Origin of the sequence: Gilvimarinus polysaccharolyticus (genome assembly GCF_001187555.1) — a bacterium.
In the GTDB taxonomy this organism is placed as follows: domain Bacteria; phylum Pseudomonadota; class Gammaproteobacteria; order Pseudomonadales; family Cellvibrionaceae; genus Gilvimarinus; species Gilvimarinus polysaccharolyticus.
This window is the reverse complement of the sequence record NZ_LFIJ01000002.1, coordinates 839681-863375: the sequence shown is the minus strand read 5'-3', so window position 1 is coordinate 863375 and position 23695 is coordinate 839681. Positions and strand designations below refer to the sequence as shown.

General features: G+C 47.0%; 18 protein-coding genes and 2 pseudogenes. 10 read left to right on the top strand and 10 right to left on the bottom strand.

Annotated features, from left to right (window positions below):
• Positions 1-71 precede the first annotated feature (71 nt).
• Complete coding sequence (ilvD, locus tag GILYN3_RS12370) at positions 72-1754, top strand: dihydroxy-acid dehydratase (RefSeq protein ID WP_049723271.1); 1683 nt, start codon at positions 72-74, stop codon at positions 1752-1754.
• Between the two features lie 179 nt (positions 1755-1933).
• Here the strand turns inward: ilvD and fic are convergent, their stop codons facing one another.
• Entirely contained in the window at positions 1934-3037 is a 1104-nt protein-coding gene (gene fic, locus GILYN3_RS12365; RefSeq protein ID WP_049723270.1) for a protein adenylyltransferase Fic, read from the bottom strand.
• 268 nt (positions 3038-3305) lie between these two features.
• Here fic and GILYN3_RS16895 point away from each other — a divergent pair, with 268 nt between their 5' ends.
• The 4 genes from GILYN3_RS16895 (at position 3306) to GILYN3_RS12345 (ending at position 9872) form a co-directional block, all read left to right on the top strand.
• A complete protein-coding gene (locus GILYN3_RS16895) occupies positions 3306-3440 on the top strand; it encodes an FKBP-type peptidyl-prolyl cis-trans isomerase (protein WP_332307876.1) in 135 nt (44 codons plus the stop codon).
• A gap of 548 nt (positions 3441-3988) precedes the next feature.
• Entirely contained in the window at positions 3989-5119 is a 1131-nt protein-coding gene (locus tag GILYN3_RS12355) for a DNA cytosine methyltransferase (RefSeq protein WP_049723268.1), read from the top strand.
• Positions 5116-8076 carry an ATP-binding protein gene (locus GILYN3_RS12350; RefSeq protein ID WP_049723267.1) on the top strand — a complete coding sequence of 987 codons (2961 nt, stop codon included), beginning with the start codon at positions 5116-5118 and terminating at the stop codon, positions 8074-8076. Before GILYN3_RS12355 ends, GILYN3_RS12350 begins: the two co-directional genes overlap by 4 nt.
• The gene (locus GILYN3_RS12345; protein ID WP_049723266.1) at positions 8073-9872 is read left to right on the top strand and encodes a response regulator receiver domain; all 1800 of its coding nucleotides are present in this window, start codon (positions 8073-8075) and stop codon (positions 9870-9872) included. The genes GILYN3_RS12350 and GILYN3_RS12345 overlap by 4 nt, the downstream gene beginning before the upstream one ends.
• Before the next feature lie 120 nt (positions 9873-9992).
• Here GILYN3_RS12345 and GILYN3_RS16545 read toward each other — a convergent pair.
• From GILYN3_RS16545 to GILYN3_RS16540, 3 genes and pseudogenes are all read right to left on the bottom strand, one after another.
• Positions 9993-10251 (bottom strand): annotated as a pseudogene (locus GILYN3_RS16545) (IS3 family transposase); the annotation flags it as partial.
• Between the two features lie 480 nt (positions 10252-10731).
• Positions 10732-11613, bottom strand: coding sequence for an HNH endonuclease (locus GILYN3_RS12340; protein WP_049723265.1), 882 nt, complete (start codon positions 11611-11613; stop codon positions 10732-10734).
• A 91-nt stretch (positions 11614-11704) separates the two neighbouring features.
• Positions 11705-11941: pseudogene (locus GILYN3_RS16540) on the bottom strand (endoribonuclease YicC domain-containing protein); the annotation flags it as partial.
• 300 nt (positions 11942-12241) lie between these two features.
• Here GILYN3_RS16540 and GILYN3_RS12335 point away from each other — a divergent pair.
• Both GILYN3_RS12335 and GILYN3_RS12330 read left to right on the top strand, forming a co-directional pair.
• Positions 12242-12481, top strand: a complete 240-nt coding sequence (locus GILYN3_RS12335; RefSeq protein ID WP_049723264.1) for a helix-turn-helix domain-containing protein — start codon at positions 12242-12244, stop codon at positions 12479-12481.
• Positions 12474-13706: a type II toxin-antitoxin system HipA family toxin gene (locus GILYN3_RS12330; protein WP_049723263.1), complete on the top strand. Its 1233-nt coding sequence runs from the start codon at positions 12474-12476 to the stop codon at positions 13704-13706. Before GILYN3_RS12335 ends, GILYN3_RS12330 begins: the two co-directional genes overlap by 8 nt.
• 297 nt (positions 13707-14003) lie before the next feature.
• Here GILYN3_RS12330 and GILYN3_RS12325 read toward each other — a convergent pair whose 3' ends face one another.
• Entirely contained in the window at positions 14004-14870 is an 867-nt protein-coding gene (locus GILYN3_RS12325; RefSeq protein ID WP_049723262.1) for a YicC/YloC family endoribonuclease, read from the bottom strand.
• A 175-nt stretch (positions 14871-15045) separates the two neighbouring features.
• Between GILYN3_RS12325 and rph the strand changes: the two genes are divergently transcribed.
• The gene (rph, locus tag GILYN3_RS12320; RefSeq protein ID WP_049723261.1) at positions 15046-15765 is read left to right on the top strand and encodes a ribonuclease PH; all 720 of its coding nucleotides are present in this window, start codon (positions 15046-15048) and stop codon (positions 15763-15765) included.
• Between the two features lie 98 nt (positions 15766-15863).
• On the opposite strand, the gene GILYN3_RS12315 is transcribed toward rph, so the two are convergent.
• On the bottom strand, positions 15864-16634 hold the full coding sequence (locus GILYN3_RS12315; RefSeq protein ID WP_049723260.1) for an exodeoxyribonuclease III: 771 nt from the start codon (positions 16632-16634) through the stop codon (positions 15864-15866).
• 208 nt (positions 16635-16842) lie between these two features.
• On the opposite strand from GILYN3_RS12315, the gene pyrE reads away from it, so the two are divergent.
• Positions 16843-17511, top strand: a complete 669-nt coding sequence (gene pyrE / locus GILYN3_RS12310) for an orotate phosphoribosyltransferase (protein ID WP_049723259.1) — start codon at positions 16843-16845, stop codon at positions 17509-17511.
• 26 nt (positions 17512-17537) lie between these two features.
• Positions 17538-18164, top strand: coding sequence for a hypothetical protein (locus GILYN3_RS12305; protein ID WP_049723258.1), 627 nt, complete (start codon positions 17538-17540; stop codon positions 18162-18164).
• 92 nt (positions 18165-18256) lie between these two features.
• Here the strand turns inward: GILYN3_RS12305 and GILYN3_RS12300 are convergent, their stop codons facing one another.
• From GILYN3_RS12300 to GILYN3_RS12285, 4 genes are all read right to left on the bottom strand, one after another.
• Complete coding sequence (locus GILYN3_RS12300) at positions 18257-19426, bottom strand: glycerophosphodiester phosphodiesterase family protein (RefSeq protein ID WP_049723257.1); 1170 nt, start codon at positions 19424-19426, stop codon at positions 18257-18259.
• Positions 19427-19515: 89 nt separating this feature from the next.
• A complete protein-coding gene (gene slmA / locus GILYN3_RS12295; RefSeq protein ID WP_049723256.1) occupies positions 19516-20118 on the bottom strand; it encodes a nucleoid occlusion factor SlmA in 603 nt (200 codons plus the stop codon).
• 57 nt (positions 20119-20175) lie between these two features.
• On the bottom strand, positions 20176-21084 hold the full coding sequence (argB, locus tag GILYN3_RS12290) for an acetylglutamate kinase (RefSeq protein ID WP_049723255.1): 909 nt from the start codon (positions 21082-21084) through the stop codon (positions 20176-20178).
• Positions 21085-21086: 2 nt separating this feature from the next.
• Entirely contained in the window at positions 21087-23621 is a 2535-nt protein-coding gene (locus tag GILYN3_RS12285; protein ID WP_049723254.1) for a phosphomannomutase/phosphoglucomutase, read from the bottom strand.
• Positions 23622-23695: the final 74 nt, after the last annotated feature.

Here is a 23695-nt window from a genome sequence, read left to right as displayed (position 1 = left end):
AACGCTGGGCAGGTTGGGCGGCCAACCTCCAGAGCAAGTTCTGGATTATGCAACCTGCCACAGGAGCTTGTATGAACGATACACCCAACGATCCACGCCGCCGCCATTCCGCCTCAGTAGTCGACGGCCCCGGTAAATCGGCTAGCCGCGCCATGCTGCGCGCAGTAGGCTTTACCGACGCCGACTTTAAAAAACCTCAGGTGGGCATTGCCTCTACTTGGAGCATGGTAACCCCGTGCAATAGCCATATTGGCGAATTAGCCGAACACGCCCGCGATGGCGCTGATGCCGCCGGCGGCAAGGCCGTTATTTTTAATACCATTACCATCTCTGACGGCATTGCCAACGGCACCGAAGGGATGAAGTATTCATTAGTCTCGCGCGAGGTGATTGCCGACTCCATCGAAACCGTGGCCGGTTGCGAAGGTTTTGATGGCCTAGTTGCCATTGGTGGCTGCGATAAAAACATGCCCGGCTGCCTGATGGGCTTGGCGCGGCTCAACCGTCCAAGTGTATTTGTTTACGGCGGCACCATTTTGCCCGGTAAAAATCACACCGATATTGTCTCGGTATTTGAAGCCATGGGCGCTCACTCGCGCGGCGATATAAACCTGATCGAGCTAAAAGAAATCGAGGAAACCGCAATTCCCGGCCCCGGCTCGTGCGGCGGCATGTACACGGCCAACACCATGGCCTCGGCCATCGAAGCGCTGGGCATGAGCCTGCCCGGTAGCTCGGCGCAAAACGCCGTCTCTAGCGAGAAAAGCAACGACTGCCAACGTGCCGGTGAAGCCGTACTTAAATTGCTAGAGCTAGACATAAAGCCGTCAGACATCATGACCCGCAAAGCCTTCGAGAACGCCATCACCGTCATCATTGCGCTGGGCGGCTCCACCAACGCCGTGCTGCACATGATCGCCATGGCCCGCACTGTCGATGTCGACCTCTCGCTCAACGACTTTACCGAGATCGGCAAACGCGTACCCATGCTCGCCGACCTGCGCCCCAGCGGCCACTACATGATGAGCGAACTGGTCGCCATTGGCGGCATCCAACCACTTATGAAGGTACTGCTAGAAGCCGGCATGCTGCACGGCGATTGCCTCACCGTTACCGGACAAACCCTGGCCGAAAACCTCGCCAGCGTCACCCACTACCCAGACGATCAAGAAATCATTGCCCCGCTATCAGCCCCGATCAAAGCCGAAAGCCACCTGCGTATCTTGTACGGTAACCTAGCCCCCGAGGGCGCCGTTGCCAAAATTACCGGTAAAGAAGGCACCCACTTTCGCGGTAATGCTCGAGTTTTTGGCTCTGAAGAGCAAGCCCAAGCCGGCATTAACGATGGCACCGTTGTCGCAGGCGATGTCGTCGTCATTCGCTACGAAGGCCCCCGTGGCGGCCCCGGTATGCGCGAAATGCTAACCCCCACCTCCGCCATTATGGGCCGCGGCTTAGGCAACGATGTTGCACTAATTACCGATGGCCGTTTCTCCGGCGGCAGCCACGGCTTTGTCGTAGGTCACGTAACCCCCGAGGCCTTTGACGGCGGCCCATTGGCATTGGTAAAAGACGGCGACATCATCACCATCGATGCCGAAGCCAACACCATCGACGTCGACCTAACCGAAGCCGAACTAGCCACCCGCCGCCGCAACTGGACACAACCTGCGCCACGCTACACCCGCGGCGTACTGGCTAAATTCGCGCGCCTAGTAAGCTCGGCAAGTGAAGGCGCGGTTACCGATCAGTAATCCGCACTGCACTGGTTAACAAAAAACACCCCGCCGGTTGCCCTGCGGGGTGTTTTTGTTAGAGCAATTTAGATCATTCGCCTCAGCCTACAAATAAAGAAGTTATAGTTACACTTCTCACCCTGCTCCTCTCGTCATTTGTTCCACTGTGCGAATGACTGGGGGTAATATTACTCACCTCAAAAAGCATTAATACTATTACTGTCTTGTGTCATTAGCGTCATCAACCGTGGATGTACAAATAATTTTTCCTTTCCTGAATCGATTTCTTGCAGCACACCAATTTTAGTTAACTGCTTTAAATAGGTTGAAGCAGTTTGGCGTTTTGCAATATCACGTTCAACTAGGTTACTGATACGGCAATAGGGTTGTTCAAAAATAAGCTGAACAAGCTCATAGCTATAAATTTTGGGTAGCTGTGCCTTTATGTACTCGGTTGTACTTTCCATAAGCGCTCTAATCGCTGTAATTTTTTCACAGGTCCATATAGCCGTTTGCTCGACACCTTTTAGCATAAATAACAGCCACTCTTCCCAATTCTGATCTTTGGTCACTTGGTTCAACAGGCGATAATAGTCTTGTTTGTTATGAACGATGAAACGACTTAAGTACAAAATAGGTAGCGTTAAAAGACCACATTCAATAAGGTACAAAACATTTAAAATACGTCCTGTTCGACCATTCCCATCATAAAATGGGTGTATGGCTTCAAATTGATAGTGACTAACCGCCATCTTTATCAGTGGATCCAGATCATCGTCATCATGAAAAAATCGCTCCCAGTTGGTTAACAAGTCGCGGATAACGTTTTCTCCAGCAGGCGGTGTATAGATAATTTCTCCTGTCGTTTGGTTGCCTATAAAAGTACCCGGTACTTTACGAATATCCATTTCAGCGTGCTTTAACGTAGTACAGACCTCAATGGCAGTCGCTGTGCATAGCGGCTTCTTTTCAAGCTGCATATAACCTTGGTATAACGCCGTTCTGTAGCGTAATGCTTCCTTAGTTGGATGATCTGCGCCTTTATCTTCTAGTGCATACTGAAAAAGCTTATCGGTCGTGGTGACAATATTTTCAATTTCTGAGCTGTCTTTTGCTTCCAGCAAAGGCAATAAGTTAATAAGCATACTTTGGTTAGGAATGAGCTCCCCAGCCTTTTTTAACTCTGCTACAGCGGCACGCGCAGTAATACAGGCTTTCAGCACAGCCCTAGTTTCTATGACATCTAGGTTTGGCGGCAATGTGGGTAATTGGTTGTAAGGCTGCTCTGCTTGCCAGGTCATGTTTAAATTTCCAGTCTAAATCGACATAAATGAACAATTGGGTCAGTTTATGTCGATCGGATCGACATATCAATTTTATATGTCGATTTTTTGTTGTTTTTTCAACATAATACTTTTCTGTGTCGATCGAATTGACATATTAAGACTCCATGTATGAAATTCACCAATACTAGTTTTTAAGTCAGAAGCATCAAAGTAGAACGCCACCGCTAGGGCAGTATGGGAAGTCCAATGCCTCAAGTCACGCCGCTTAGCCACTAAATTAACCCTGAAAGAAGCCATCCCCTGCATCCGCGAAGGCCTGCAGCTTATGCAAGAGGGCGCGCGCTACGAGTTCGTCGTCCCGTCCGAGCTGGCGTATGGTAAAAAGCGTAGGCAAAAAATTGGGCCAATACGGTGCTGATATTTGATTTAAGGTTGTTGCGGGTGGTGTTTTAAAGGGCGGAGCAGGTATGAAGGTTTACTGATTACGATGAACGAATGTTCATACAGTATTGAACTTTGTAGTTGCTCCTAATTCCTTTGTTAGCGTAACCTTTCTCTAGATCGTGCGAGTCCGTTACAAATGTAATGAAATGTCATCGGTAAGGCCCACCGTGGAGGTCTCTCTTATGAAGGATACGGTCCAGCTGCTTGAGCTGGCTCTTGATTATGCTGCTCTGGGTCGTGAATATTGGCTATATGTGCCATTTTTTGTAACGCTTGCGGTATTCTAGGTAAGTTGGACTTAAGGTGCTTTTACCAGATCAATCTCTGAACAGCTCCTTTTAAAGGGTACTTCTCGGTACCTACAGCCCTGACTGAAGAAAGGACGAAACTACAAGAAGGCAATAACTGAAAATGCAAGTATTGGAAAAAATAGTCGGCCCAAGCTTCGTAAAGATACCTTGATACGATTTCTGGTTGAGGAAGTTTTTAACAAGTAATGTGTTTTATGTGTGATAAATATTAATGAAATCAAAAAGTTTCATCGCTGTTGACCTCTTCGCTGGTGCAGGAGGGTTTTCTCTGGCTGCCATCCAGTCTGGATTCTCGATCGATTTTGCAATCGAGAATGATCGTCACGCTGCTAAAACTTATAAAGAGAATATACTGCAGCTCCCTGGTGCAACAAAAGCATGTATATTCAATCAAAGTATTCTTGAATATGACCCAGATGAATTAAAGTTGGAAAGATTCAGCCGAAAGAGCTGTGATCTTCTGCTCGGTGGGCCTCCTTGTCAGGGGTTCTCAGCTCATAGAATATTAAATGCGGGGGTGAACGATCCGAGAAATAAGTTAATTATGGCCTATTTTGATTTTGTTAGATCATTGAGGCCGCGTGTATTTCTGATGGAAAATGTGCCAGGAATACTATGGGATAGGCACAAAGACTATATCGAAAAATTTTACGAAGAAGGAAGAAAGGCAGGATACAAAATTTTGGATCCGATTGTCTTAGATGCACGCGATTTCGGAGTGCCTCAAAGGCGAAAGCGTGTCTTCATATTAGGATTAAGAGACTCTGAAGATGCAAATGGTTTGGTTTGGCCACCGCATTCAACGCACTGCTCTCCTTTAAACAATGAAGTAAACAAATTACCGTGGGTCAATTGCAAGGATTCGTTTCGCAGAGCTCCGAAAGGAGATATAAACAATGTTCATATGAAGCATGGGCCCGAGCTGCTTGAGGCATTCAAAAGGACTCCAGAAAATGGCGGCAGTAGAAAAGATTCAGGTCGTATTCTGGCGTGTCATAGGGATCATGATGGTCATAAAGACGTATATGGTCGTATTGATCCAAGTCAGCCAGCACCGACAATGACGACTGCATGTATAAATCCCTCCAAAGGGAGGTTTGTTCATCCAACGCAACATCATGGTATAACATTACGCCAAGCCGCGAGAATACAAACGTTTCCTGATGATTTTATTTTTTCTGGTGGTCTTATGGCATCTGGAAAACAAATCGGCAATGCTGTGCCAGTGGAGCTGGGAAGAGTTCTGATACAGCATATAAAAGAGAGCATATTGGTTAAGAGTAAGAAAATAAAAAAGCCAACGCGCACTAACTCACAAACAATGGATGTGGAATGCGTATGATTGAATCGCACGCTTTTAGGACACAGGCTCGTACAGTTGATCATTTAGGACGAGAGCAAATAGCAGATTGCCCCACTGCAATTTCGGAGCTTTGGAAGAACTCTTACGACGCCTACGCCCGTAGGGTTAGCCTGCATATCTTTGATGATCCAGTTCCGGTTGCGTCAATATTGGACGACGGTCATGGAATGAGCTATGAAGAGTTCATTAACAGATGGTTGGTCGTAGGCACGGAGTCTAAATATAGTGCGGATGGTGCAGTGGATGAAGATCGCGATGGACTTCCCAAAAGAGAGAAGCAGGGCCAAAAAGGTATAGGTCGTTTATCATCAGCGAATATTGGTCCTTTGCTACTTGTCGTAAGTAAGAGAGCAAATAAAGACTTCGTAGCAGCTCTTGTTGATTGGCGAATATTTGAAAACCCCTATCTTGTTTTATCAGACATTGAAATTCCGGTCACAAAGTTCGCTGAAAAGACAGAATTGTTCGAACAGCTTCCAGAGTTATTCGAACGTCTAGTCGAAAACATTTGGGGGAGTAATGAAGATGCGGCGAGACGAAAACGGTTAGAGCTGGCTTGGGAGGCTTACGACAGGCTAATTGCTGAAGAAGACGATACTAAAACTTCGCCGTCATCAAAAATTGCCAATACAATTGTTGATGCCAGCTTTAGCGAGCATCATATAGAGCAGTGGGTCGTCTGGCGTGGAGATAGTAAAAAGGGAACAGCGCTACTGGTGGCAGATATTAATTACGACTTATGTGCCCAGCTTCCAAGTATAGAACCTGATGTTAACGTAGACTCAACTAGGGAGCAATTTCACTCAACCTTATCAGCTTTCACAGACCCTTACGTAGATCAGTATTCAAACGAAAAAAATTCTTTCGATCCAGGGTTTAGGTATGAGGTAAAAGTTTGGTCCAGTGGCGTACCTAAAACCATAGTCGAAGATGACAGGGGGACAATAAATCGTTCTGTAACGGAAGAGATGGAGCATGTTCTGTCGGGAAGCGTAGATGAAAATGGAGTGTTTCGTGGTCAGGTTAAAGCTTTTGGTGAGTGGAGAAAGCAAGGGGCCGATTACGTAATCTATCCGCCCGATGACTTCAAAATCCCAAGGGGACCAAAAACCTTTGTGGGGAGCTTTGGACTGCATTTAGCCACGTTCGAATTGTCAAGAAGTAACTCAACGCTTTCAGATCAAGAGCATAATCGCTATATGGATCTTGCTCAACAGCATAGCGGTTTTCTTGTTTTCAGAAACGGTCTGAGAGTTCTTCCATACGGAAGGATCGATAATGATTTTTTTCAAATTGAAATGCGCAGAAGCAAGAATGCGGGTCGGGAATTTTGGAACTCTCGAAGAATGTTTGGGCGTGTTGCAATATCTAGAGAAGCTAACCCTAATCTCCGAGACAAAGCCGGTAGAGAGGGCTTTATTGACAATCGAAGTGCGAAAGCTCTTAGAACGTTAGTTGTTCATATACTCAAAAAAGTTGCATATGAATATTTTGGTTCAGCATCTGATCTAAGGCAAAAGCTTCTTCCCGATATCAGGGAGAGAAATGAAAAGGAGCAAGCTGAAATACAAAGAAAAGAGTTGGCAAAAAAAAATGCAAGAAGATTTCGAGGAAGACTTAAGAAAAACCTTCCTGATATTGAAAATTTACTTAATGAAGTTTCTAGCAAAGATTTAACAATTGAAGCGGAAGACGACATTCCAGGCGCGCAAGAGTTTATCAACAATATAGATCAGAAGCTAAGTGACCTAAAGATAGTAGGGGCGCCTGCACGCCTAGGGGCGGCAGAAGAGGACTATCGACAATTCCGGTCTATGTATGCTGAGATTCAGCGACACAAAATAGAGCTTGAAGGTTTAATAACGCAATCAATTGAGCGAATCAGACCATCTAGCCCCGAAGCTATAGCACGATCTCAGCTAAATAGCTTGGCAGGAAAGGTACAGTCTAGGCTCACAGGTTGGAAAAAGTCGATAGATGCCATTAACCGTTCTGAATCAGTGCGAGTAGATAGCTTGTTCAAAGACCGCAGCAAGGCATTTCATTCTTTAGCTATGCCCCTTGTGGAAAAGGTTTCGGATGGAATCCTGGAGCTGGATCATGCTTTGAAGATGATGTCAAAAATTCAACAAGAGCTTGACTTTGAAAATGAGAATACATTTCAGTCATACATTGATGCTCTTGAGTTAATGTCAGATAATATAAATATTGAACTTATTGCTCGCCAGGGTGTAATTGAAAATACATCTTTAAAAGACGAATTAAATCGTCTTCATCAAGTTGCGCAATTGGGTGTTACCGTGGAAATTCTCGGACATGAGCTCAATAGTAATGAACGAATGATACGTGAGGGCATTCGTCAAATAAAAAGTGTGGGGGATGTGCCAGGTACGCATTTGGTTGAAGATGGGTTTGATGCATTAAGCCACCAGTTGGAATTTCTATCTCCACTTAAGGTGTCTGGAATCAGAAGTAGAAGATCTATTACAGGGAAAGAAATAATTGAATATTTGAAAGGCTTCTTCGATACAGTGGCCTACTCTCGTAGAATATCCATATCGGCAACATCAAAATTCGAAGAGCTTACTCTGAAGGACGTGCCTTCTCGTATCTTTCCTGTATTCGTGAACTTGGTAAACAACAGCATTTACTGGCTGATTAACTCTCACACGGAAGATTCCAAAGTGCTTCTATCAATAGTTGATGGAAATGTGGTTGTGTCAGACAACGGGCCAGGTATTGATCCGGTAGATCAGGAAGGTTTGTTTAATCTCTTCTTTACCCGAAAAACCAGCGGTGGACGTGGGATTGGCTTGTATTTATGCCGCGCAAATCTGCTAGCTAGTGGGCACCGTATAGCTTACAGCACTGAAAAGAGGTACCAATGTCTTCCAGGGGCAAATTTCGTAATTGAGTTAAAAGGGAATTTTAAATGACTAGTTTTTCGGATTTAATCAGTGAGGCCTTTATCGATCCTCTTCGGTCCGTGCTTATTGTTGATGATGAGTACCCTACTTGGGAAGAGATACTCAATTCTTATAAGCCCAAGGAGGATGTCAATACTGAACTTAGTGATCGATCAAGTCGAAAACCCTGGAGGGATAACGCTAACAGCTTATTACAAATAATCAATAAATTTAGAGAGAATAAGCCCGGACTGATAATAGATATTCATGATCCGTTTTTCGGTTCGATGGAGACGGGCTCTGAGCTGGCGGACCACCTGCATCAGTCTGATTTATTGATTCTGGACTACAATCTCGAAGGTACAGTCCCTAGAGGGCTTAAGGCAAGAGAGATTCTGAAGAGTGTATTAACTAATCAGCACTTCAATCTTATTGCAATTCATACTGGTGAAGATGATTTAAGTGAAGTTATGTCGGAGTGTTTAATGTCTCTACTTGCGCCTTGCCAAACTCACTTCTCTGATCAGGAAAAAGTGGCGATCAAAGAAATTGATGAGGACTTGATCGGTATTGATGAGGATAAATTTAGCCCTAGTCTGGTTCTAGAAAATTTCTCTGTTATAGACTACCTACATGTACGGAAGATAGGATTCGTATCGGCGACTCGAGAGTTTATGAGTGGGAAATGGCCGCTGTCTGGATTGTCAGCCTTGGGGAGAGAGGCTGGATTAAAAGGTGGAGACTTAAAAAAATTTTTTCTGTGGGCAATCAATAATTTTGAAAATACGAGGAAAGATGACTTTTGTTCTGAGGAGTTGTCCGACTTGTCATGGAGCTTCGAGAATGATGCAAAGTGGTTGCGCTCTTCAAAAGGTTTTGTGACATTTCTTAAGAAGGGACCGGAAGATCTTCTAGGTCAGCTGAAGCTAGCACTTGAATGCTGGAAGCCGACACCTTCTAGGCTGTTATCGGCTAAGTACCGTCATGAGTTGAACCGAATTGGCGTTGACGCAGAAGATGCAGCGTTATCTAAACGTCATGTCTTTTCATATTTCTATGATGTACTTTGTAAAGAATACAGAGAAAATGAATCACGCGAGATTGGCAATGCCAAGCTGAGGGAGCACGTATCAAGACAGTCGGAGGCCCTTTCATTTCTTGTGGAGGATGGAGTGGTTGATTATGGAAAGAAGATTTTAAGTGTAGACGCGGAGCAAGGTTATACTTTCCAAGAAAGTTATGGTGTGGATCTGTCCAAGGAAATGTTGAAAGCGAGATCACACTATAATAGTTATGTGTCAACACTTCCCACAAAAGAGAGCTGTAGTGGTCAGTTGGATACCGGTCATATTTTTCGAATTGACGATAATTGGTGGGTATGTGCTACCCCTATCTGTGATATGCAGCCAGATAGAACGCTAGTCGGATATAAAGGCCAGAGTGATAGTGTAATTCCGTTTACTGCTTTGAAATTAATATGTTGGAAAATGGGTGATATAACTCGTGAGCATATCAATAGTGGTGCATATTGCTTTGTTGAGCACGATGGTGATGTCATCGCTTTAGGCGTACGAGATGCTAAGGGCGAAGCTGCGCCTTCGGGTGTGAAAGTAACATGGAGAAATTTTTTAGCGTTGAATAAAGGAAAAATAGAAAATAATGAACTATCGGTTCAGGAGCTGGTGTTGAGTGATGTTGGAATTCAGCCTATGAATAAAACTGCACTGATAGTGGCCAAGCTTCGTTATGCATATGCTCTAAATTATATACAAAAAGTCGGTGCTAGCGTTTCTCGTATTGGGCTGGAGTATGAGACACATAAGTAGAAAAAGTCGGTCTGTAGTGGTCAATTAGTTTTGGTCACAAGCTAAAAGGCAGCTTTCAAAGACTGCCTTTGCCGCTGAAGGCATAGCTCTCTATCATCTGTTTGTAACGGCTGATTTCACTTTGGCCTCTGTAAATGAACCCCATCTAACCGCGGGCATCCACTCTGTTTTTAGGCTTCTAAAAAAGCGCTCCATTGACGCATCATCCCAACAATTTCCGCGACGACTCATACTTTGCATTATCTGTGGGCGACACGGTGCTTGCCTGAACTGCAAGCTCGTATAGTGACATCTTTGATCAGAGTGAAATATGACATTTTTTGTGTCTGCCACGCAACGCATGCGTTAGTCGTATAGCTTTAGCTATGAGCTCACTATCGGACGTTTGATGTATTTTTTCAAGCCCCTCATTTCGCGCTGCTCTTCCATGATTGGCTTGCCTGTCGTTTGTGTGCCACCATGTTCGGATTTTAATTTTCCAACCCATTTGTCGAGGGTAAATTTACCGACACGCATAGCTGTATGCCGCTTCAATAATTGAACACCCCTGACCTAACACAAGCTGGGCACATTCAACCTTAAATTCAAGGCTATAGGTTGGCCTTGTCTTCTTGTTCATGTTGTCACTGTAATGATTTGTGTGCGTTTTAGCGCTTCTTATTACGTGACCAAATACACTATGTCACTAAAAACAGCTCGCTAAGCGCCTAGGGATCAGCCGAGCCGAGCCGAGCCGAGCAAGTAATGAAAAAAGAATCATTTAATATTTAAAGAATCTTAAATATCACTTATAGTCCGAACTCACCTAATGAATATGCCACTGCATTTATTAGCTATATGAAAACACTGAAAATTCAGATCACTTAAAGGATCCCAATTTTCGGTGAACGGCTAAGTAATCTTTATCTGGGGGCATCATTTTTGGCACAAAAATACGCATACCCTCTATGGATAAGAAGTGTTTTTTGAAGCTATCTTGTGTATTAAATTCTTTTAATTCAGCAGATAGGATCACTCGATAATCATCATCTAGTGATATTAAATGCTTATCGAACGCTGCATCGTAAGTAGCAGAAAGGTATAACCCATTTCGCGGGTCTAATCGTTTGGCGGGATCTTTAGCCCAACCGATAATGTGGCTAGCTCGATTAACGGCTGAAATATTGAGCCCGGTTATGCAACAACAATTCCTGTAATTTTTTCTTAATATATTTCTAAATACAGATTGATTCGTTCGTTGCTTTACTAGCTGAAGTGTTTCGGTACCTATTGGAAATTGGCCAGCATCAATGAGATAACGCGGCAAGGTATAGTCGCTTTCCAGTAACGCCAACTCAGATGAATCTAACTCTTTTTTCTCTATATATGCACTAACAAGCCTATCTTCAAAACTTTTCTCAATTAAAAATTTATGGTACTGCTTAATAGCAGCGGAACAAAACCCATCTCTCAAGTAGCTTGCAGGTAGATCTTCAAACATCCAGATAGAGCTTTCATTACGCGACTCTTGAATAAGAAACTGGTGGAGAGGCTCTAATTGTTCTGTTGACGTTATCGACCAAAGGTCTTGAATCTGATTAAATCTAACAGGCTGACGTTTGATCATTTCGCAAATTAGATCAAGTGCTCTCACATAAGAGTTAACCTTGTTGCTTCGAGGCTTATCATCGTCAAGCAGGAAAAACTTAAAGCTAGCTTTCCGGCTCGATTCAATACCTCCCTGATTCATATATTCAGACATCAACATCTCCAAACTAAAAGCGAACCATCATCAATGAAAGAGTCTTAAGCTCCTTGACACATCGCACCCAAAAATTAAAAAATTTTAGGCTTTACTCAATATTCTGCACCTGCTCGCGCATTTGCTCAATCAACACTTTTAACTCTACCGCGGCTTGGGTGGTTTCACTGACGACGGATTTACTCGAAAGAGTATTCGCCTCGCGGTTGAGCTCTTGCATTAAAAAGTCGAGCCGGCGGCCGAGGGAATCATTTTATTTTAACGTGCGGCGCACTTCATTCAGGTGGGTGTCTAGGTGATCCCGCGCTTCATTCACATCGGCCCTTTTACGCTAGATAAACTTACGTGCTCTGCACGTTCAAATACTTTACACACTACTTGGCGCTGCAACAGTATCGGAAAAACGATTATTAATTGTCGCTTTGGCTGCAGATACCGCTTGATGGAGACGAATTTTTAGCAAGATCCTAGGCTAAAAGACAGAACATGTATAGAAACCCCAAAAATCTATACATATTTGCATAAATGTATATAGAAAACTAAAAAAATAGATGCGCCCCATGACACAACACCCATATATGAGTAAAATAGGGCTTTAATCTCTATATTTATTCATATATGGGTAAAAATGCAACATTTGTTAGAGCTAGGAAAACGACTTCGTCAGGCGCGTAAAGCACGATTTCCGGGCGATACCATGCAAGAGTTTGCTCGGCGCATTGATGTGGGCCACTCCACCCTACAACGAATGGAAGCTGGCGATACCAGCGTAAGCCTTGGAAAGTATTATCACGCCGCCGAGGTGCTAAGGCTTGAAGGGGCTTTTGAGGCATTATTTGAGTTAAAGCCGAGCTTGTTCGATGATTAGACGCTACGATATCTACCTTAACTTGCCTGCCACCGGCGCTGTTCTTGCAGCCAACATGGCTATTATTGAGGAGTCGAATCGCGTTACGGCCATCGGCTTTCGTTACCATAGCGAGTATCTAAACAACCCCCGCGCAGTATCGCTGGACCCAGCCCTGATGCCACTAAGCACTATGGAGTACCGTTGGGATATGCCTACCGGACTTCCGGCAATATTAGATGATTACCTACCCGATCGCTGGGGCCGCAAGGTGCTAAACCGACTGGCGCTGTACCGAGAGCAAAAACGGCTCAGCAGTAATAGCGTTATTGATATCCTCTCTTTAATGGGTTCAAGCGTTATCGGCGCCATTAGTATCGTGCCCAAAGGCGAAACACCGGTTTACGGTGTGGGCTGCTCCATCGAGATGCTCCCCCAAGCCGAGCAGGCGGCACAGGATGTTGAACACCTCTCTGCCAACACCGCTACATTAGATGAAATGAGCTTACTGCACCTTGCAAACCACGGCTCTGGCGTAGGGGGCGCGCGCCCCAAGGCGTTGGTATATGACTCATCGGGGGCGTACCTAGCTAAATTTAATAGGCACGCCGACCAATACAACAACGCCCGCATAGAGCTGGCTTGCCTGCGAATGGCCAAAGCGGCTGGCATTGAATGTTTTGAGGGGCATGTGGCGGTGGGCATCAATGGCCGCGAGGTATTGCTGCTGGACCGATTCGATCTAACGGCCAACGGCTCGCGACATCATATGATCACTATTAACGGACTCCTTAAAGAGCCTAAAACCTTAGCCGATACAGGCCAAAGTTTTCGCTATGACGATGTGTTACATCTGCTTAAGCTCTACTCGACACAATTTAGCCGCGACCGCCAACAACTAGTGAAACAAATGCTTTTTAACCGAGCAATTCACAACAAAGACGACCATGAGCGAAATTTTTCGCTGCTTTACCGTGGTGATGGCTATGTGTTATCGCCAGCCTATGACATGGTGCCAAGCTTTGAACGTGGCGCTTATCATCTGGCCGGCTTTGGCTGTTCGCCAAACCCACCAACCCCGACAGAAGCCGCAACGTTAAAACGTTTGTTTGGCCTAACTCAAACCGACATTCAAGAATGTGCAAACGCTGTATCCGCGGCGGTAAACCGCTGGCCGGAGTTTGCCGATAGTGCCGGCGTATCCGAGCAAGATATGAATAATGTGAAACAGTATTTTTGCCTATAAAAAGACTGACGTATTAACCAAAAACAAAGTTAATTAAAGTGAGCACTATTACACCAATCGCCACAGTCAACATAAACAAAAAGAATGGCCAAATATCTCCTTTTAAAATGCCTTCTGTTACGCAGACATAGCTAATAAGCAAAAGCACTATAGTGACACTGAACTGACTAACAATTCTTGAAGCCTACATACTTACCCCTAATATATTTTCCATATTGTTTAGCCTTTCTGACTGAAACCTTACAACATCTGTACCCAGGGAGCCTAACTCACCGCGCGCGAAGACTAAGCCATTCGCTACTCAATATTCTGCACTTGCTCGCGCATTTGCTCGATCAATACTTTTAACTCTACCGCCGCTTGGGTGGTTTCACTGACGACGGATTTACTCGAAAGGGTATTCGCCTCGCGGTTGAGCTCTTGCATTAAAAAATCGAGACGGCGGCCGAGCGAATCTTTTTGTTTTAACGTGCGGCGCACTTCAATCAGGTGAGTATCTAGGCGATCTAGCTCTTCATCGACGTCGGCCTTTTGCGCCATCATCACGATCTCTTGCTCTAACCGATCTGGGTCTAAATCGACATCCAGTGCGGCGACTTTGGCCTGTAGCTTTTCCCGCTGGGCTTTTAAGATGCTGGGCAACAGCTCACGCACGCTGACAACCTGAGCGGCGATGGCATCGAGCCGTTGGTTAATATACATGGCGAGCTCGGCGCCTTCACGGGTGCGATTGTCTATTAGCTGGTCAAGCGCGCTGGAAAATAATGCCAGTGATTCTTTATGCAGGGCATCGCGATCTAGCTCACGGACGATTTGCACACCGGGCCAACGCAGTACTTCTAGAGGGTTTACCGCTGCGCAGTTGTCCATCTGGGCGCCGATGCGGCGGCAGGCGTCGGCGACTTGCGCTAAGCGCTCGCTGTCTAGGCCGATGCTTGAGTCGCCGGTTTGTTCTGGCTGCAAATGAATGGTGGCTTCTAGCTTGCCGCGCTGGAGCTTTTTACGCACCAGCTCGCGCAGGGCGGTTTCTATTTCGCGGAACTCTTCGGGTAAACGCAAATGCATTTCGAGGTAGCGGTGATTTACACTGCGCACCTCCCAGACTAAGGTGTATTCGGGGGATTTAGCTTCGGCTCGGGCAAATCCGGTCATACTGCGTGGCATGGTTGATCCCTTTGTCTAGATATTACGGTTTAGCGACAACTATTGGTTAATACCGAACACCAAATAACGCAAGCGTGGGCCTTTGTCCGGCGGCGGTAAAACGTTAACATGAGCGTTGATGTTAACACATGCCATCAGGCTGCCGCCTGAGCTTGCCAACCAACAGGACCTTACTATGCAACGCCCCAGTGGACGACTTCCGCACCAATTACGCCCTATTAACATTACCCGTCATTACACCAAGCACGCCGAAGGCTCGGTGTTAGTAGAGTTTGGCGATACCAAAGTATTGTGTAATGCCAGTGTAGTGCCTGGCGTGCCGCCTTTTTTACGCGGTCAAGGCCAAGGCTGGTTAACGGCCGAGTACGGCATGTTACCCCGCTCTACCGGCACCCGCATGGGGCGCGAGGCGGCTCGTGGCAAACAAGGCGGCCGCACAGTCGAGATCCAACGATTGATTGGACGCTCATTGCGCGCAGCGGTAGATTTAAAGCAGCTGGGTGAAAACACGATTCATATCGACTGTGATGTCATTCAGGCCGATGGCGGCACACGCACCGCTTCTATAACTGGCGCCTGGGTTGCGTTGGCCGATGCCATTGCGCACTTAGAAGCCAAGCAATTGGTAAACGGCAAGCCGCTGATACGAGCCATCGCATCTGTATCTGTCGGGATTTATCAAGGTGAGCCGGTGCTGGATTTGGATTACCCAGAAGATTCTAACGCGGATACCGATATGAACGTGGTAATCGCCGAAGACGGCGGTATGATTGAAGTACAAGGCACCGCCGAGGCCGAGCCATTTACCGAGGCGCAATTTGCCGCCATGCTCAAACTGGCTAAAGACGGTATTGCCGAGCTTATCGGCCTGCAAAAAGCGGCGCTAGCAAGCTAACGACTGTAACGCTTAAAACAAAAAAGGAGGCACTTAGTGCCTCCTTTTTTTGCCTGCTTTTTACTAGGCGACCACCTGGATGTAAAACTCAAAGGTGATTAGAGCTCGATGTCGTAATCGACAATCACCGGCAGGTGGCTTGAAAACTGAGCATTTTTGTAGATTGCGCCGTATTCGACCCGCTGACCAAGGTTGTTAGAGGCCACCTGTAAATCGGTGCGCCAACCAGGGCCACTACCAATTTTATGGCTGGGCCACCAGCTGTATTCGTCCGGGTCGCGAATCGCGCGACGAAAAGCATCGACATAACCAATTTGATTAAACAACTGGCTGAGCCACTGGCGCTCGTGAGGCAAAAAGCCCGATTCACTCTGCAGTGCATCGGAGTCGGTAACGTCACGCGGCGTGTGAGCCATCTGCCAGTTGCCACAAAAAATGTACTCGCGACGCTTGCGGGTAATTTTGTCCATGTGGGCTTGCAGGTCGTCAAAGAAGTTAATTTTTACTTCTTGTGATTCAGCCCCAGAGCTAGCACTAGGGGCCAATAACGAGCCAATACTGATGTGCTCGTAATCAATCTGCAGATAGCGCCCTTCCATATCAACACCCGATGAAAAGCCCAACCCAAAGATGAGTGCTTTGGGCTGTTTACGAGTATAGATCGCTACACCGTTATAATGCGGCGTACCGGAGTCGAAAAAATATGAAAAATAGCCTTCAGGATGAAAAACATCATCGTCTAGCTCGTACTCGAGCGCGCGTAGATCTTGCAGGCAGATGACGTCCGCATCTTGGCTCTCTAGCCAATCATACAGACCACGCTGCGCCGCTTGAAAAATACCGTCGACGCTCAGACTGATAACTCTCATGTTAGCCCCTTTATTACGGACTGTGTATGATACCCGAGCTTGGATAGATTGTGTTAGTTGCCGCATTGGCAACGGTCATTTGCAGGTGTTTTTTAGCGATATTTATTGTTATTGGCTAAATTTCGACCAGCACAGAATGATTCGGCACAGCCGATCTGCTTATTTATAATAGCGTGTTTTTCCAGTAACAGCTAAGGAACGTACTAATATGCACGAATATCAACGCGAATTCATCCAACTGGCCATCGATAATCAGGCGTTGCAGTTTGGTGAGTTTACTCTTAAATCTGGGCGAGTTAGTCCTTATTTTTTTAACGCCGGGCGCTTTTTTCAAAGTGGTGGCGGGCTTGCCAAAATGGGCCGCTTTTATGCGCAGGCGTTAATTGATAGTGGCATTGAGTACGATTTAATTTTTGGCCCCGCCTATAAAGGTATTCCGCTCGCCAGCGCCACCGCTGTAGCACTGGCCGAACACCACAACCAAGATATGCCCTACTGCTTTAACCGCAAAGAGGCTAAAGCTCACGGCGAAGGCGGCTCGCTGGTCGGTGCGCCGCTGATAGGGCGCACCGTTATTGTCGATGATGTGATTACCGCCGGTACCGCCATTCGCGAGGTAATGGACATTATTCAACAGTCAGAGGCCACACCAGCGGCGGTTATTATTGGGCTCGATCGGCAAGAAAAGGGCCGCTCTGAGCAATCGGCGATTCAGGAAGTCGAACAGCGTTATGGCATACCAGTAATCAGTATTATTAACCTTGGCGACATAATCGGGTATCTTGAGACCACTGGTAGCAATACAACCGACGGTAACAACTCTAGCGATCATGGGCTGGCCGCCATTAAAGCGTACCGAGACCAGTACGGCGTTTAAAAATAAATGACCCCAAGGAGCAGACAATGAAAACAATACTCGGCAAAGGATTATGCAGCATACTGCTGCTAACGTTAACACTTGCCAGTTCGCCATTGTTGGCCGACGAACAAGACGCCAGCTCCACCAGCGTTTTGTTTAGGTATAAAAGTCTCGAGGGGCATCTAGTGGTACAACAAAGTATTCCGCCGGCGGCGGCCGCCCGAGGCTACGAGATTATTACCAACACTGGACGGATACTTAAAACTGTTAACGCCTCCCCCAAAGGTGCCGATGCGGTCAAAGCTGCCGAACAGATGCGCCGCGAGGCCGAGCTGGCCGAGTGGGATGCGAACTTAAACCGCCGCTTTAGCACTGTTAAAGATATCGAATCCGCAAAGCAACGCAGCTTATTAGAACTGCGCGGCAACTTGAGCATTTTGCGCGCTAATTTATCGGGGGTCGTTTTACAACTAGAAGAGCAACAGCGCCGCGCAGGTACTATGGAGCGCAGTGGTCGTCCAGTATCAGACACCATTCAAAGCAATATAGCGACACTCGAAGCCGAAGTGATTGAAGTAGAAAAACAAATTGAGCAGCGCAGCGCAGCATTAGAGAATGCGTCAGAGAAATTTGACCAAGACATCGAACGCTTTAAGGTAATTAACCCTTAGAGAAGCTTATAACATCCGCCTAAAATTTATAAATCCCCTTGCGATGCGCGATTAGCTGCAAGCTCTCTAATCGCGCATCAACCTCTGAGAACTTACTGTTGACCTTGCCTACGAACGTCACCACGGGCATCCTGATATAAAAAGTCAGTGTACAAACCATCAATGCCTAAAGCCGTGTATTTATCATAATCAGCCAATGTGTTGTAAGTATGCACGTAAACAAAGCGATGTAGTTTATTAAACGCGGGGACTAGATCAGCAAACCCGGCTTTGTCGGGGTGCACAGTGATGGCAAGCAATGGGTTATTAGCAACAAATTTGATTATCTGCTCTGAGCTTAAATGGGTCTTATAAAGTGTAAATATAATATTATGGAACCCCATCTGTTGTAGTTCTTGATAATTGCTAGGGTGATAAAGCTGCGGTATCACTTGTTTGTATTGCTCCTCCAGTGAACTCTTCATAAGCGCTAACGCTTGGACATTATCCCCCTTGATGTCGGTTACTATGTAAGCATCTGGCTTTTTAGCCAACCAATTTTTAAGTCGTGGCAAGGTAATAATAGCTTCGTTGTTATCCATGACTAAGCTTAGTAGCTGCTCATAGCTTGGAGCCTGGGCATGATCTGCGTTTTTAAACAAACGTTTATAGGAATTACCCCAGTCGTGAATTCCCACCAGCTGATTGTCGGACGTCCAATTAAAGTCCACCTCAAATAACCGATGCCCAAGTTTATAGTTAAACTCTAGCGCCTCCATTGAGTTACGGTAGCGGCGCCCTTCAAAACCACCTGCAGCGTGTGCAATGAGTAGCGGCGGAGTGATACTAGGCTCTTTCGGTAGCTCCGCCGTTTGCTTAGTGTCATTGGCATCTATTACGGTAAACAAACCTACATGCTGCCGTCGACCCGTTGCTTTATTTAGCAAAGAAACCTCAACATCTCCGGCTTGAGCAATTGAGCTAAGGTCAGTAATTAATGCCGTTAGGCTCGATGGATAATGCGTCGTGCTATAGGGCTGACCATCAAAGCTGATGGCGACATTGTCGGGATAGCAAGATGTAATGACCCAAAGCGCAGATTGACCACCGGGCTGAACGTTAAAACCGGTGCCTGCATTGGTGCTACGCGGCCCCCAATTGCTAATAGAGCAAAATCCAGGTGTGCTCACCGAGGCACGCTGCTGATACAAATTAAAGCCTGCGGCAATAACAATCGCGACTGCCAAAATAGTTATTAAAATTGATTTTAGATAGTACGCCATAAAAATTTATTAGCCTTGCAGGTTCAACACTAAATGCTGTAAACCTAATTGCGGTGCAATTAACACGCGACTAAATAGACTTCAGCCCATTAAGCTTTACGCATTAAGCCGCCAGCGACAGCAGCCCACTGATCCTCCCAGTACTCTGTAGGTAAGCGGCGGAATTCACTGCGTACAAATTGCGTGATACGCCCATCAGCCAAACTCATTAGCATATTAGCGGCAGCCGAGAGCGGCAGATTGGGGCGCAGCCCCTCACGCAACTCTGCCTCGCGAATAATTTGTTTTAGCTGAGTCTCTATACGCTCAAACAATTGTGCGATACGGTTGCGCAGGCGATCGGTCTCACCGGTTAGGGCATCGCCCGTTAACAAGCGAGTAATGCCTGGGTTACGCTCGGTAAAAGTCAGCAATAGATATAAGATTTTTTCTATTTGCTGCAAGGCCTTTGGCTCTTCTTTTAAGATTAGCTTAATACGGCTAAAAATGGTTTCTTCGATAAATTCAATTAAGCCTTCAAACATTTTTGCTTTACTGGGAAAGTGACGATACAAGGCCGCCTCGGACACGCCTACCTCACGCGCGAGTGCGGCGGTAGTAATGCGTGCGCCAGGACTAGTCTCTAACATAGTAGCCAGCGACTCTAGTATCTGCTGACGGCGCGATACTTTTTGATTGTTTGAGGTACTCATGCGCAGCTGCTCTTTTAATTTGCGCCTGTCAACTCGCTACAGGTCAGGTTTTGCGTTTTAGGCGGGCATAGTCTTATTGCTAATAAGTGTGCCCACCCCTATATCGGTAAAAATCTCTAGCAGTACCGCATGCGACACACGGCCATCAATAATGTGCGCGCTGGTTACACCGCTTTTTACCGCGTCTAGCGCACAGGCGATTTTAGGCAGCATACCACCATAAATTGTACCATCGGCTATTAGGTCATCAACTTGAGTGGTCGAAAGTCCGGTCAGGATTTCACCTTTCTTATCTAACAAACCGGCAACATTGGTAAGCAACATAAGCTTTTCGGCCTGCAGTACTTCGGCAATTTTACCAGCGACTAAATCGGCATTGATATTGTACGAGGCACCATCTTTACCCACACCAATCGGCGCAATCACTGGGATAAAGTCGCTGTTAATGAGCATGTCGATAACTGCTTTGTTGATCGACTCGACCTCGCCCACATGACCAATATCAATAATTTCTGAAGCTGACACACCAGGGCTGGTTGCTTTGACTGCAAGCTTTTTGGCACGAATTAACTGGCCATCTTTACCGGTCACGCCGATTGCTTGACCACCATTGCGGTTTATTAAACTAACAATTTGTTTGTTTACCGCGCCGCCCAGCACCATCTCGACGACATCCATGGTTTTGCTGTCGGTCACGCGCATGCCATTAACAAACTCGGAGTTTATATTGAGCTTTTTTAACAGGTCGCCAATTTGCGGGCCGCCACCGTGAACCACAATTGGGTTCATGCCGACCAGCTTCATCATAACGATGTCGCGGGCAAAGCTATTTTGCAGATCTTCATCGACCATGGCGTTACCGCCAAATTTGACCACAATGGTTTTACCCGTAAAGCGTTGAATATAAGGCAGCGCCTCGGTCAACACTTGGGCAATGTTCATCGCCGCATCACGATTTAGTGACATAGTTAAAAATCCAAATTTAGGGTTTTATCAATCTTTTTAAGTTCGCGTTTAAACAACAATTTAAGCTTATCTAGCACGGCTTCGGTGTCGGCCTCAAAGCGTAGGGTAATTTCCGCCCCGGTGTTAGAGGCTCGCACTAAACCCCAACCTTTAGAAAAATCGACCCGTAAACCGTCGATAGTGGTTGCCTTACCGTTTTGGAATTCGCCCTGAGCAATCAGTTTTTCGACCAAACTAAATTTTTCTGATTCGGCAACCGCGACACGAATCTCGGGTGTTGCGGGCAACATTGGGAATGCTGCAAACACATCATCGATAGCTTGGTCACGCAAAGTGATGATTTCGAGCAAACGGGCGGCAGTATACAGACCATCATCAAACCCATACCAGCGCTCTTTAATAAAAATATGCCCCGAGTATTCGCCGCCCAATAACGCGCCCGTCTCGATCATTTTTTGTTTCATGTGCGAGTGACCGGTTTTCCACATAATGGGACGGCCGCCATAACCGGAGATAATCTGGTTCAGCTGCTTGGAGCACTTCACATCAAACAAAACATCGGCGCCAGGATTGCGTGAAAGAATATCTTTAGCAAAAAGCATTAACAGGTTGTCGGGCCAAATGATCTTGCCGGCTGGGGTAACCACTACAAGCCGGTCTCCATCACCATCAAACGCCACACCTAAGTCTGCTTGGCTTTCGCGCACTTTGGCGATTAGATCTTGGAGGTTCTCCTCTACACTCGGGTCGGGGTTGTGGTTAGGAAAACTGCCATCGACCTCACAGTGCAGTGGAATCACCTCGCAACCCAGCTCCTCGAATAGCGCTGGCGCCACCAGTCCAGCAACGGCATTGCCAGCATCCACAACAATACGAATATCACCTGCGAGCGCTACATCCGAGAAAATCCGATCAATATAATCGGCAATTATTTCGATCTGTTGCTCTTCACCTTCACCGCTTAAAAATTTGCCAGCAACAATGCGAGAGCGAATGTCCTTAATGGCCCCATCGGCTAGCGTGGCGCCGTTAATAACCATTTTAAAGCCGTTGTATTGCGCCGCATTGTGGCTGGCGGTAACCATCACGCCACTGCTGGTTTGATTTAATACACACGTCGCAAAGTGCATTAAAGGAGTCGGCACAACACCAATATTAATCACATCACAGCCGCTGGCAAGCAAGCCTGCGGTCAGCCGCTCACACAATTCTGGGCTGTGACTGCGAGCATCGCGGGCGACCACAATACTGCTCTCGCCCTGCTCTTGCACCTCGCTGCCCAGCGCCAAGCCAACATCGTACGCAAGCTCGGGGGTAATGCCCTCGGGGCAAACCTCACCGCGGATATCGTAGGCACGAAACACGTCATCGGCCACATCGCGACCTTTTAGCTGGGCCACAGGTGCAGCGCGGCGCGGCGCGTTATTATCCAGCCCCAAAATATCTTCGTCTTCTTCGATCACCGCGATATCAAGGATATCCTGCCGCAGCGCGCTATGATCGACAACGCTAGGACCGTCCTCTTTGACCGACGGCGCCTCGGCTTGGGCATCGACGTATTGCTGAGGCAAACTAAGCCCCTCGCCCGCCGGCACAGCTTTAGGTCTAACCAGCATTCGACTCAATAATAGCGACGCCGCTAAACTTAATGTCACGGTTAAACTCAGCACCAACAACCACATGCCTGGCAGTTCTTGCGATTGCTTCACCAGTAACGCCGAGGGCGTAAACTGAACACTCAAATAACTGCCCGCCACTTTACGCAATACTGCCGGGGCCGCTTGACCGGAGCCGTTAACCAACAACTCAAACGGCTGCGAGCGGGGAAACTCTTGGCGCAGCGCAAGTTTGCCCAAAGTTTTCTCGCTGCTTGTAACAGCTCCATTAATAAACGCACTTGAATAAGTCGCCAACAGCGTACCGCTGGCAGTGGTGTCACCCTTAGGCGGCACAGCACTGGCCAAGTGCAGCTGCCAATCGCCATCGATGGGGGCTGCCTCGGGCAGTGTGTTTTGACGGCGAGACGCGCGGCGAATGAGATCTATCTCGGCATAACGCAGCGGTGCGAGATGATCGGGTTGTACTTGTGCTGCACCGGGTTTAAAAACGCGCAACGCCAGTAAATCGGCATTGCCAGCACCCAATTTGGTGCTAACTTGGGCCACGGCTTGAGCGTCTCCGGCTTCTAATGCCGCCAGTAACTCAGGGTTTTGCGCCCAGTTTTGCACCTCGGCACGGCGTTCAGCTAAACGACTTTCAATGACGCTCGCGGTTTGCTCGGCCCGCTCGGCGGCAACATCTTGCACCCGCTGAATTTCGGTTTGCACCACCATCGACTCGTGCAACCAAAAACCGAGCAAAGCATTGACGATAAAGCTCACCCCCACAAGCGTAAAGAGCAGGCGGTGGCGCTTTGCATAGAGCTGTTTCTGCGCCTCTTGGGCGCGGCGCTCGGCGCGGGTCATACGTGGCGAATCGCCTTTGGCGCTGGGCTGTGGTGCGCTGTCAGCATGATCTGAAACAGGCTTTTTGCTCATTGGGGCGTCCTTTAACCTTTTTTATTAATTTGTTTTTACCGCGCAGGGCGAATTTATATGGCTGAGCAAGCAAT